The organism is Vibrio sp. 1F263 (genome assembly GCF_041439035.1).
GTDB classification, from domain to species: domain Bacteria; phylum Pseudomonadota; class Gammaproteobacteria; order Enterobacterales; family Vibrionaceae; genus Vibrio; species Vibrio tasmaniensis_A.
In genome coordinates, this window is the sequence record NZ_JBGONI010000003.1 from 241,919 (window position 1) to 254,642 (window position 12,724).

Here is a 12,724-nt window from a genome sequence, read left to right on the forward strand (position 1 = left end):
AACATGTCAACAATGTTGAATAAATCTATTAACTACTGACGCCACCATAACGTATGACCATCATCTCAACATGACTATCATAGGTTGCGCACCTTTGGTTGTGGGGATAATAGATTCCCTTGATTACTTCATGGTTGTTATAGAAAAGTTTTCCCCAAATTGAAAAGATGTTTAATGATTTCGATTATTCCAATAATACTGGAATAGAAATGCGTTCAATTCCTACGCGTTATGGTTATGACGGGACTGTTTTATCTCAAAAGGTCATTCCTTTTCCGAACTTGTTTACTGGCGCACATTACTTCCCCTCAATTTATGAATACTTACCCGTAGAGCCTTTGGAAGCAGCAAGCGCTGTAGTTCAAGAGAATATCAAAATAATATATAGTAAATTTGCAAATTGTAGTGAGGTTGTAATGAATGTAATGCTATTTAGTAACGGTAAGTTACCAGGTGACACATCACTTTTAGAGTATGGTAAAGAGTGGATTCGTCCAATGATGGAAAAGACTCAGCCTAAAAAAATGTTGTTTATTCCATTCGCAATGATTCGAGGGCAATACTCAGATCGCACGCAGCAATTGCAGCAAGTGTTCGATGAATATGATTGCGAAGTGGTGAGTATTCATGAAGCCGAAGACCCAGTGCAAGCCTTGAAAGAGGTTGATGGTATCATCATTAGTGGCGGTAATACGTGGGTACTTAACCGTATGCTTCACGACCTAGGCTTGGTAACACCGATGCGTGATGCTGTGATCAACAAAGGTAAGCTGTTTATTGGTTGGAGTGCGGGAACAAATGTCGCAACCCCAACGATCCGTACTACTAATGATATGCCAATTGTCAGTGCTGCTATCTTGCCTGCGCTTAATTTTGTGCCATTTCAGATTAACCCTCACTATATAGAAGCATCCATTTCTGGGCATATGGGCGAAACACGTGATGAACGTATTGAAGAGTTCTTGTGCATGAACCCAAGTGAAGTCGTTGTTGGTATCCCTGAAGGGACGATGCTGCAAGTGTGTGAAGGAAAATTAACGTACCACACCGCGACAGGCAAGCCAATGAAGCTCTTTAAGCATGGTCAACTTGCTGAAACGTTCACGGCGGACAGCGATCTTGCATTCTTGATGGACATCGGTTGCTAGGTAACGAATAGAGACAGGCTACTGCCTCTTAATAGGGGTTGGCTATGTACGCAATTGCAATGGGTTAAACCAAGCCCCAATCTTGATCATCCAAGGTTGGGGTTTTTAATACGTAATATACACATCAAGTGTAAGTTGAGAACTTATTGAACATCGTCTTCGAAAATAAGTATTGTTAGTTTTATTGGTGGCAAAGCGACGTGTGTGTTTATGATCTGATATCAAGTTTTAGGTGTTTAGTTCTTCTAAAGTAGTCGAAATTCGTTACTATGTTACCAGTAACATTAATCGTAACCATGATGCTGTCAGTATGCTAAGTAAGAAAAAACGTCCCACATTACAAGATGTTGCCAACCTAGTTGGTGTCACCAAAATGACCGTCAGTCGCTGTCTAAGAGACTCTTCACAGGTATCAGAAGCACTGCGAGATAAGATCAGCGCTGCAGTCGACGAGTTAGGTTACATCCCTAATCGTGCGCCAGACATTCTTTCTAACGCAAAAAGCAATGCTATCGGTGTTCTTGTTCCCTCGTTAACTAACCAAGTTTTCGCCGAAGTTATCCGTGGCATTGAACAAGTCACCGCGCCTGCAGGCTACCAAACCATGATTGCCCACTATGGCTATAGCGCAGAACTGGAAGAGCAAAGCATCGCTTCGCTGCTTTCTTACAACGTTGACGCGATTATCCTGTCAGAAAATGTGCACACAGATAGAGCGCGTAAAATGCTGCAGACTGTTTCTATCCCTGTGATTGAAATTATGGATTCGGTGTCTCCCCGTATTGAACAAGCAGTGGGCTTTGATAACTTTGAAGCGGCTAGAGCGATGACTAAAACCATGCTCGATCGAGGGCGTACCAATATCGCTTATTTGGCTGCTCGAATGGATGAACGTACTCGCTTGAAAATGGCGGGATATGAGCATGCGATGCAAGAAGCCGATAAAACGCCAGTAACGCTGCAAACGGAAGACGCGTCCTCGTTTACTTTAGGCGCAAAACTGATTGGTGAGTTACTTGATAAGCACCCTGAAGTGAATGGTATTTTCTGTACCAACGATGATTTAGCGATTGGTGCTTTTTACGAATGCGTACGACGTGGTATTCAAGTTCCCGAGAAGATGGCGATTGCGGGTTTCCACGGACACGACATCACAGTGGCGATGACGCCGCGTTTAGCGACTGTCGTAACACCTAGGGAGCAGATCGGTAAAGTCGCTGCTGAGCAAGTTGTAGCGCGTTTACAAGGCAACAATGAATGGGTGGCGAAGCTGGATCTCGGTTATGAGATTGAAGTGGGTGAGAGTATTTAATTTTACATTTCAGCTTTGATCTTCATCGGATTCAAACTAAAACGCCCTTAACGAGATGAACTTCGCTAAGGGCGTTTTCTATTTATCTAGCAAGAAGATATATGTCGTGACAGGTTTAACCCGCTAAAGCTTGAGCATCTTGTTGCTTCAACACTTTGTGGCCGTCTTCAGTGACGCCACGCTTCCAATAACTGCTGATGTAGATGTTCTCTTTCGCGACTTCTTTTTCGTTTCGGAAGTATTGTCTCAGCTCGCGCATGCTTTCAAACTCACACGCTGTCCAAATTGAAACCTGACCGTCTAACCATTCTAAATTGCGAACCGTTTGTGAAAGTGTTTCTTCAGTTTCATCTTCAATTAACCAAATGATTTTTATACCTTGAGGTGCTTCAAGCGTTTGTTTATCTGCTGCTGAATTGATCTGGATGACGGCATGGCCTACGGCGTATTCTGGAAGCGATTTTACTTTTGCAGAGAGCGCAGGTAGGGATGTCATGTCTGCAACTAAGAAGAACCAGTCTGACTCTAGGTTAAGTCCTTGAATTAAACCTGGGCCAGCCACTGAAACTGTGTCACCCACTTTCGCGTTCATTGCCCACCGAGCTGCAAAACCACACTGCAAATCTGTAGTGATGTGGCGAACGAAATCAACCTCAATCCAGTTTTCTACAGGGTTGTACTGACGAATGGTGTAAGTGCGCATGGTTGGGCGCTCACCTTCGTTCAGTTGGCTCAAATCAGTGGTGCCGAGTGGCGAGAACAAAAGCTTGATGTAGCCGCCGGCACATTCGGTTGGATACTTACTTAATCCTTCACCGCTAAGCGTTATACGCTGCATGTTCGGTGTAATGGTTGAGGTTTGAGTAACAGTTAATGTGATAGGGCTAGGCTTGCTCATATAAGGCTCTCTTAGGTTTTGATTCCGACATCATAATCCTGAACTAAAAAACACTCAATACTAATAGTTATCATTTACTTTGATTTACACAGCGCAACGTAACTTGAATCACCTATCTATTTACCCTGGCATCCATACCGACAAAAAAGCCCTCTAGAAAACTAAAGGGCTTGGCGTATTAAAGCTGTGTTAACGTGAGCAGAATTAGCTGTTTGCTTGCTCTAGTTCAATCGTCTCATCTGCAGCTTTCGCTGCGTCTAGCATCTTACGAATAATGAACGATGCTGCCATTGCGATACCCACCATTACAACCGCTAGAACAGTCAGCATTTGGAAGTAATCACCGTAAACCGTTTGAACGATCTCTTGTGTGATCTCTTGGCCTTTCTCAAGTGCAATAGACGTTGAGAATACAGCACCAACAATGCCTGACATTGCGATTGCTACAGAGAATAAGCTTACTGAGAAGTTCTCGATGTGCTTAGGTGCAACAGACAGAATGAAGGCTACAACCATAGAACCAACAATAACTTCACCAAATGCCAGGAAGAAGTGGATTGCTAAGAACACTTCAGGGCGAATCAGAATATCCTCACCTACGGTCGTTACTGCCATCGTTAAGATACCGAAAGCGATCGCCGTCAGAATGAAAGAGAAACCTACTTTGGTTGCGGTAGAGAAGTGAATGTTTTTCTTTTCTAGCTTAGAGAAGATACCCGTAATAATAGGGCCTGCAACCATACACCAAAGTGGGTTCATTGCCATTGAAGCTTCTGGGGCTACAGGGATGAAGCCGAGTAGATCGCCACGCATTGTGTTGATCGCTACCATTGTCATCGACGTCATCATTTGGCCGTAGTACACGAAGAAGCATGTCGTCAGGAATGTGATGATTAAGATAGTACCCATTTTCAGCATGTCTGATTTCTTCGATTTCATCATCAAAGAGACAAAGTAGATGATCGCTGCACCACCAATTGCGTACACAATGTTCTGGCCGATATCCATGTTAGAGAACATGAAAAATACCAAGCCAATCATTGCAGCAGAAAGACCGAGGAACGCAGCCCAGTTTTTCGTGCTAACTGGTTTTTGGTCGATTTCAGCACTTGCTTCAACAAGGCCTTTGCGAACAAAGAGCATCATCAGAAGTGCAGCACCGGCTAGAACACCTGAGAGAAGGAAGCCACCGTGGAAACCGACAACTAGCACTAGCATTGGGAACAGGTATTGACCTAATAGAGCACCAATATTGTTTACTGAGTAGTTGATTGGGTAGCAATTTTCGAAATCTTCTTGAGTTTTGAACGTGCGTTTGTAAAGACTTGGGTAAGAAGGGGACATCAAACCACGCGCATAACTCGCTAAAGCAATACCACATAAAGCCATTGGAACATTAGTCGCTGCGGCACCGAGTACCAGTAGACCATAACCACTTGCGAATCCGAGAAAGGCAATGGTCAATGATCGGTATGCGCCTAAAAATTTGTCGGCGATGAAACCGCCTGCGATAGCAAATAGCGGTCCGATTGCAGAGAAAGCACCAACAACCATCATGGTGTCGGCTTCGTTGTAGTTCAGATCTTCAAGGAAGAAGCGAGTCAAGATCACCATGACGCCATAGAACGAAAGTCCGAACATCATTTGGCAGAACATCATTGATTTGTTTAATCTATTCCACATTATTTTATTCTCACATTTGTGTTGATATGTAGTGTAATTACCCAATTATAATATCATTAATAGCAATACATAAAATGAAACATTTGCTGTGTTCGTTACTTTGCTCTCTATATCTTTTCTTATCGGGCGATTCATTTTTCTCATGCATTAAATGTGCAATATTAGATTTTGCTAGTGGATGGTTATGTAAATGTCGGTCAGATTTATTTGTTGCTAATTCGCGAGCCAAGAAAGGAAAGTTACAGGTGGTAATCTTGTAAAATATTCAAGTGAGTATCACTTTCAATTAGCTGTTGGATTTTAGCCAATAAAAAAGCCAGCTTGGTGGCTGGCTATGTTTGGGTATCGAAAACGACGTTTACGAGAATGCCGTCTCTACAGCGGCTTTCTCGACTCGTGTTTTATACCAATCGTAGTAAATAGCTGGTCATCCTAGCTTGTTAAAGCGCTCAATAACTGCGTTAGAAATTTTGATTGTAGAATAACTACTTATCGAAACTTCTTATCGAGAAGAGCCGCCTTGTTCTTGAGCCTTTTTCCTGCGCTATTTATGATCACTTACTTACTGTGATTGGTATTCGCGGTTATTCACAAGGAGGAGCCATGTGGATCACGGCCAAGCCACCTAAGGACGTTTCACGGTACTTTTTGTTCATGTCTTTACCTGTTTGGTACATGGTTGCGATAACCTTGTCTAACGAGATAAGACACTTACTGGTGCGTTTCAGCGCCATACGTGATGCGTTGATGGCTTTCATTGCGCCCATTGCATTGCGCTCGATACATGGCACCTGAACAAGACCACCGATCGGATCACATGTCATGCCTAGTGAGTGTTCCATAGCGATTTCAGCTGCAATACAGATTTGCTCGTTGCTACCACCGCGTAGGGCGGTTAAGCCTGCTGCTGCCATTGATGAAGACACGCCAACTTCGCCCTGACAACCCACTTCTGCACCAGAAATCGAAGCGTTGGTTTTGTACAAGATGCCAATAGCGCCAGAGACTGCTAAAAAGTCTTTCAACTGCTTGGTGTCTAGCTCTTTGATGAAGCGGTGGTAGTACATTAGTACCGCAGGGATAACGCCAGCCGCTCCGTTAGTTGGCGATGTTACGACTTGTCCACCCGCAGCGTTTTCTTCACTCACAGCAAAGGCAAATAGGTTAATCCAATCCATGATCTCCATTGGATCGTTTTCAATCGAAGCATTGGCCTCAAGCTTTTTCAAAAGAGCAGGGGCTCGACGCGTCACTTCAAGACCGCCATCAAGGATGCCTTCGGTGTCGAAGCCTCGCTGCATGCACAGAGACATCACCTTCCAGATTTGGTCGGCTTTCTGGTCAATCGCATCCATACCTTGGAAAGACACTTCATTACGCAGGATTAAGCCTCCAAGGCTAAGTCCTTGTTGCTCTGATAATTCAAGTAGCTGGTCAGCAGAAGTAAAAGGGAACTCAACTTGCGTTTTCGCTTCTTGCTTGCCATTTTGTAGCTCATCAGCGGTTGCGATAAAGCCACCACCAATTGAGTAATATGTTTCCATCTCTAAAAGACTACCGCTTGCGTCAAAAGCAGAGATGGTCATGCCATTTTCATGCAGCGGAAGGTTGGTTTTATGGAACAGCAAGTCGCTTTCTACGTCGAAGTGAATTTCATGGTTACCGCTAACCAGTAGAGACTTATCTTCAATTGCTTTACGCATTGCTTTGTTAGCACTGGTAATTTTAATGGTGTCGGGGCGGTTGCCGAGTAAACCTAATAAGGTTGCTCTGTCTGTATGGTGACCAATACCCGTTAATGATAACGAGCCGTATAAGTCGATTTGAATACGCTCTACTTGTGTAAGCTGAGCATCAATTTTTTGGGTAAAGTTAAACCCAGCGATCATTGGTCCATTTGTGTGGGAGCTGGACGGTCCAACCCCAATTTTGTAGATATCAAAAATAGACAGCATAGTAACTTCCTGTGAAGACGGTTCGATGAACGAACTCTGTGTAAAATTTGTATTTCGTTAGTTCCACTTCTGTGAGTGAACCTGTTCTTTGGGTGAAGCAGTTCTTTGGCTGAAACAGTTATTCGATTGAGCTGGCTCTTTGCTTTAAAGGTCTCTTTTATTGAAACTCGTGTTGAGCAAGCATAGAGCGATGAAATACAAGAGCGTGCTATGTTTGCTTTAAAGCGACACGTCTATTCTTGTATGACCCGAGATGTTGCTATCAATAGTGAGCATTATTGATAGCAACATGTAAGAATTTCAAAATACTTTTGTTAATAAGTATTGTATACATAATTCACTCCATCTAATCACTAAAACGAGACTTGAACATAAAATGAGCATTATTCACCTCCTTATTGTGCTAGGTAAGCGACTTAATGAGAATAAATTGACTAATGAAGGAATCAGTCGAGTTGATGCTTTAGTTGAGTATCTGGCTGGGCCTTTGGCTGAAGAGTCGAACCAGCAAACGGCTGTGGCGTTCTGTGGTGGGGTGACACAAGGCCAAACCGTTTCTGAAGCCGATATGATGCACGAGTATTTTCGAGAGCTTGAAAATCAACGTGAGTATCCGTTTCCCATAGGGGCGGTTTTACTTGAGCAGCATTCGACAAATACGGTTGAGAACATTCAAAACTTGGCCTCAGAGATGATTGAAAGTGGGCTGTTTACACGCGGGCAGAGTGTGACGGTGACGTTCGTTTCTAATGACTACCACTTACAACGTATCTTCGAGATTCAATCGCTGATGGACGAGCAAGGTTTGCTTAAGGTTTTGGTCGAGAAGTGCTCTGCACTTGGAGTGGAACTACAAATAGATCCTCAGCGAGAGGCTCATGTCGCAGTGCCATACCCTCATCAAACAGAGCAAGGGCAATTGTTTCTGTTAATGGATGCTCTGACGACCTACCGAGTCTATCTTGAAGGTGTCTCTGTGGGTGCATTTAAGAGGGATTTGGATTCAGTAAGACGAGAGCCAGAAAGATTGTCTTTGGAAGCCTTGTTAGCGGCAAAGGAGTTAGTCGGGCGTTCATCTCATTTTGATATCGTAGAAAGCTTGCTTCCAGTGTTGGAGACCTGCATCCAAAATACCCCAGTCGGAATCGACATAGAAAAAGTTAAGGAGTACCTAGCATTGCTCGATACTAACCTGACTTTATTGAATCGTTATTTAGATCCAGAATCAGATCACACACATCGCTGGTGGAGATAGCGAAAACACCAATATTAGTAATACTGGTAGGTAGCCCAAAGGTGCTTTGTGTATAAAGGTGATGTGTGTATAAAGTTGATGTGTATAGTAAGGTAAACCGACCGCTCGATAGCGAACAGTTTACCTAATGTCATGTCATTTGACAGGGTGGCATTAGTGAAGGGTCAACGTCGTGTATAGGTGTTACGTCAACAGTTCACGATGTCGCAGCTTAGCTTTCTTCTTTTTGCTCATGGTTGTTGCGGTAGTATTCCCACTGTTCGATACGTTCACCGTCATCAAATACACAATAAGTAGTGCGTTGATTGTTTTCAGTTACGGTGTCTAATTCACCATCTTGTTGAACACAATAAACCGCAGCTGGGTTAGCCACTGAAACACGTTGGCCTTCGCTATATTCTGCATAGTCGTTTGCACAACCGCCCAACACAACGGCAAATACAGCCATCAAACCAATTTTCTTCATGTTTATCTCCTACGTGATAACTCTATAATCGAATGCGTTAAGTTCTACAGAACCAGATTAGAAGCTCTATGAAACTAGTATATTTTAGATTTCAGAAAAGGTTGTTCTAATTTGGTCAAGATATTGAAATAGGTTGATATTTCGCTATTTTTAACTGCTTTTTGAGTGTTTGATCATGCTGGCATAGCTGGTGCTCTAACAGGAACGGCCTCCGTCAATAAGGCGCTACTTGATGGTTATTTCTACTAGATAGCCGTGGGTGAACAGCGATCAAAAGCAGAGGTGATGTGTTCTTTCAGGGGACGGAGAGCGTCGAATCTATTGATGATTATGATATGATGCCGCCAAATTCAGTAGAGCAGTCAGAATCATGAGACACCTAAAAACCACTATTCACCCTGATATCGATCACCTAGACAATAAGACGGTATATAAGCGCAATGCTGCACGTGCGATTGTGTTAGATGGCGAAGACATTTTGATGCTTTATACAGAGCGTTATCACGACTACACCATTCCTGGTGGTGGTTTGGATGACGGTGAGGATGTGATCGCAGGTATGGTCCGTGAGCTTGAAGAAGAAACGGGTGCGAAGAACATTCACAGTATTAAACCGTTCGGTATTTTTGAAGAGTTTCGTCCTTGGTATAAAGATGACGCGGATATAATGCACATGATTTCTTACTGCTACTCATGCAAGATTGATCGTGAGCTTGGCGAAACAGCTTACGAAGACTACGAAGTGAAAAACGGGATGAAACCGGTGTGGATGAATATCCATGAAGCGATCGCTCACAACGAAAAGACCATGGTTGAGAGCCCTAAAAAAGGCATGAGCATTGAACGTGAAACCTTTTTGCTGCATCTAATCGCAAAGGAAATGCTGTAACCCTTTTAATAAATCAAAACTGTTTAAAAGTAGAATGTTTTAAACAGTTTTGTTCACCATGAACCAACAATAATTCCTCCCTCCTTTAGTTGAGCTAACCCATCGTAATTTGAGTTTTAAGCAAAACGCCTCCAGTCCGTAAATAACCTATCCGTTTCCAACCAGCATAGAACGTTTCCTTATCTAACAGACTTTCAAGTTGACTAACCTCTCATCAAATTGATTCTTATTTTGAAGAAAAGACCGTTTCATTCTGACTGTAATTTTAATTTAGAAAAATAAGTCTTACTTTTCAATGGTATATGGTGGTTTTAAGACGATCGGAAACTTGGCTTCTCTTTTGCTTCTTTGTATTAAGCAGCTCGCTTTATCGGCACCAACATAATAAACAAAGATGCGAATAGTTTGTTTCAGAGTTAACTGAGACGCTTCTTTAACTTGCCGTTCAGAGTTCACACACTTTTCAAGGAAATCGCTCATGCGAAGAAGAAGTCGAGGTTTACTATGAAATACAAGCAAGTTATTTATCTTATGACGGCCGTTGCCAGTGCCCCTGTCTATGCATCGACGGTAGATTTGGACTTTTCAAATCATGTAGAGGCGACGAACGGCAGCAGTTCGTGGGCTGGGCCAACCTATGATGGATCTTCGATGCACTTCCTCAATGTTGGTACACATGATGGAAAAACAATAGATGCCAAAGTGTCTAGTAGTGTGTTCGGTGATGCGACATTTTTGTTTCATGCTCCTAACTACAAAGTTGGTGCAACACAACCCTCAGGAGATATTGGTTTTCTCTATCAAACTAACTCTGCGGGCTCTGCAGGTCTAACCTATACCTTTGAATTTTATGATGGTACGGATGGCCTCTCAGGTACGTTCTCAGTGCCTTATACACTTCCCGAATTTGACATGATTGGCTATGACATTGATGGCGAACCCGTGCAGTCGGAGCAAGTAAGAGTGTTTAAAAGTGAAGGTTTCTACAGTTATCAACTTGGTAGTGCTAGCGCGAGTTTGACGGCGGAAGAGAGTGCCGATGGAACGTCGGTTCTATTCACCGGGCCAGGTACGAACTATTCGGAAACCGACACCTCCGGTGCTGTAAAATTCACCTACAAGAATACCTCGATTGTAACTCTACAATTTGAAACGGTTACGAGCAGTAGCAGTAGTTTCCCCAACCCGATTTTCTCGGCATTTGACGGTAACTGGGACTTATCTGGATTTACTACGCCAATAGAAAGTTCAGATGAATCTGATTTTGGTGACGCTCCTGATAGTTATGGAACGTTGCAGGCGAGTAACGCTGCTGAGCATGCGATATCTTCCACACTGTACTTAGGTGCTAGTGTGGATGCCGATACAGATGGCCAACCGGGTGCATCATCCAACGGCGATGATTTGGATGTTGGCGGAAATGATGATGACGGAATTGCATTGTTGACGAACCTTGAAGTCGGCTTAGACAGTTTAATTAATGTCAACGTTGTGGGGAGTGGTTATCTGCAAGCTTGGGCTGACTGGGATATGAATGGATCTTTTGAGGATGACGAGCAGATATTAAAAAATCATTCTGTTGTAGATGGAAGCCAAGTCGTCCCTATTCGAGTGGGTGATGATGCTGTCGTTGGGAGCGTACAAACTCGATTCCGTTTAGCGAGTAGCCCTAACATTCCGAGTGACGGTTATGTTGGTGATGGTGAAGTTGAGGACTACGTGTTTAACGTTACGGATCCTGGCACAACGGTTCAACATTCGAATTACTATACAGCGGCCTTCGAAGATAATTGGCCAGAAGTTGGTGACTTCGACTTAAATGACGTTGTGGTTTACTACCGCACCACCATTTTAAGTAAAGAGGACGCAGTGCTTCGAATGGATATTACGGGAACCATAATGGCCTACGGTGCTTCTTATGGTAATGGACTGGGATGGAAGCTTGATGGCTTCGATGAGTCAGATGTCGATCTTCAAACGGCTCGAGTGCAAAAGAATGGCGCGACTCGGGTAAATATTTCGCCGTTTACGGGTGAAGACAAAAGTGTTGCATCGCCAGGAGGAGACCTCGTTGTTGTCGCGTCGTTGAACCTAAAAAATGATCTGCCGATTAACGGTGAGTGTATGTTCCACCGCACTAACCCTTCTTGTAGTCCCACTTTAGAAGCTGACCAAATGACGTTCAGTATTTCTCTGCCGTTTGCTTCTGGAAGCGAGCCCACAGCGAGTTCACTGATGCCATTAAGTGGCTTCGACCCATTCATCTTTGGTGCGGGAGCGGGTTATTACCATGGTGACAGTTTCTCTACATCGCCGGGGAAAGACTTAGAAATCCATACTGCGGACTTCCCACCAACGTCGCGTGGCACGTTAGTGAGTGATTTCTATGGTATTGCACAAGATGATTCAGACCCGTCTAGTGATAAATACTACCGAACGACACAAAACATGCCTTGGGGTATCTTAATTTCATCATCTTGGAATCATCCATCAGAATACATTGATGTTAGTGAGGTGTACCCCGAGTTTGCTGAGTGGGCTACATCAGGCGGTGCTTCAAAACCAACGTGGTACCAAAACCCTAACGCCAACAAAACTTGGTCAACGGAAGATTAATCAGGAGGATTTATGAAAACAATCAAACTAATTTTGAGTGGTGTAGGCTTTGTATTCCTTTCAGCTTGTGGCGGCGGAGGTGGAGGTGATAGTACCGCTTCATCTCCAAGTACTGTCGCTCCTCCGAGCAATACTACGGCTCCGGTCTCCGTTACTCCTCCGAGTAATTCGACCGTTGGTAGCAATAACGTGGTGACACCTGCTCCAGTAGTGATACCGCAGTCTATTAAATCATCTGAGTTATCTATACCGGAAGGTTTTGATTTTTCTACGGAGAGAGAAGTGTCTGTAAACGTTGACGTAGCAAGCTCGCAAAGTTCTCGAGGTTTTATGAGTATTTATACAGAGTTCAATGGTGATGTTGTCGATTACACCTCACAAGTGCTGAGGAGCCCAATCAATCAAGATATTGAGTTCTCTGCAACTCTCCTTTTACCCAATCATGTAGGCTTTGTTGCGTAATTAAATTTAAAGATAGAACAACCCCGTTTCGCGTATTTCT

Annotated in this window: 10 protein-coding genes and 1 pseudogene; 7 read left to right on the plus strand and 4 right to left on the minus strand. The window is 43.5% G+C overall.

Going from position 1 to position 12,724, the window contains the following annotated elements:
• Positions 1-185: 185 nt before the first annotated feature.
• The 3 genes and pseudogenes from ACED25_RS03590 to gntR form a co-directional block, all read left to right on the plus strand.
• Positions 186-392: pseudogene (locus ACED25_RS03590) on the plus strand (peptidase T); the annotation flags it as partial.
• A gap of 24 nt (positions 393-416) precedes the next feature.
• The gene (gene pepE / locus ACED25_RS03595; RefSeq protein ID WP_012600367.1) at positions 417-1,148 is read left to right on the plus strand and encodes a dipeptidase PepE; all 732 of its coding nucleotides are present in this window, start codon (positions 417-419) and stop codon (positions 1,146-1,148) included.
• A gap of 310 nt (positions 1,149-1,458) precedes the next feature.
• Entirely contained in the window at positions 1,459-2,460 is a 1,002-nt protein-coding gene (gntR, locus tag ACED25_RS03600) for a gluconate operon transcriptional repressor GntR (RefSeq protein WP_371694643.1), read from the plus strand.
• A gap of 115 nt (positions 2,461-2,575) precedes the next feature.
• Here the strand turns inward: gntR and ACED25_RS03605 are convergent, their stop codons facing one another.
• The 3 genes from ACED25_RS03605 to ACED25_RS03615 form a co-directional block, all read right to left on the minus strand.
• A complete protein-coding gene (locus ACED25_RS03605; protein ID WP_371694644.1) occupies positions 2,576-3,358 on the minus strand; it encodes a siderophore-interacting protein in 783 nt (260 codons plus the stop codon).
• Positions 3,359-3,562: 204 nt separating this feature from the next.
• Entirely contained in the window at positions 3,563-5,041 is a 1,479-nt protein-coding gene (locus tag ACED25_RS03610; protein WP_122046249.1) for a peptide MFS transporter, read from the minus strand.
• Positions 5,042-5,625: 584 nt separating this feature from the next.
• A complete protein-coding gene (locus ACED25_RS03615) occupies positions 5,626-6,996 on the minus strand; it encodes an L-serine ammonia-lyase (RefSeq protein WP_017100653.1) in 1,371 nt (456 codons plus the stop codon).
• A gap of 376 nt (positions 6,997-7,372) precedes the next feature.
• On the opposite strand from ACED25_RS03615, the gene ACED25_RS03620 reads away from it, so the two are divergent.
• The gene (locus tag ACED25_RS03620; RefSeq protein WP_371694645.1) at positions 7,373-8,251 is read left to right on the plus strand and encodes a YdcF family protein; all 879 of its coding nucleotides are present in this window, start codon (positions 7,373-7,375) and stop codon (positions 8,249-8,251) included.
• Positions 8,252-8,462: 211 nt separating this feature from the next.
• Here ACED25_RS03620 and ACED25_RS03625 read toward each other — a convergent pair whose 3' ends face one another.
• Complete coding sequence (locus ACED25_RS03625) at positions 8,463-8,717, minus strand: DUF333 domain-containing protein (protein ID WP_009845615.1); 255 nt, start codon at positions 8,715-8,717, stop codon at positions 8,463-8,465.
• Positions 8,718-9,087: 370 nt separating this feature from the next.
• On the opposite strand from ACED25_RS03625, the gene ACED25_RS03630 reads away from it, so the two are divergent.
• The 3 genes from ACED25_RS03630 to ACED25_RS03640 all read left to right on the plus strand — a co-directional run bounded on the left by ACED25_RS03630 (position 9,088) and on the right by ACED25_RS03640 (position 12,684).
• Positions 9,088-9,606, plus strand: a complete 519-nt coding sequence (locus ACED25_RS03630) for an NUDIX hydrolase (protein WP_371694646.1) — start codon at positions 9,088-9,090, stop codon at positions 9,604-9,606.
• Between the two features lie 504 nt (positions 9,607-10,110).
• Positions 10,111-12,222: an LruC domain-containing protein gene (locus ACED25_RS03635; RefSeq protein ID WP_371694647.1), complete on the plus strand. Its 2,112-nt coding sequence runs from the start codon at positions 10,111-10,113 to the stop codon at positions 12,220-12,222.
• A gap of 12 nt (positions 12,223-12,234) precedes the next feature.
• Complete coding sequence (locus ACED25_RS03640) at positions 12,235-12,684, plus strand: hypothetical protein (RefSeq protein WP_371694648.1); 450 nt, start codon at positions 12,235-12,237, stop codon at positions 12,682-12,684.
• Positions 12,685-12,724 lie beyond the last annotated feature (40 nt).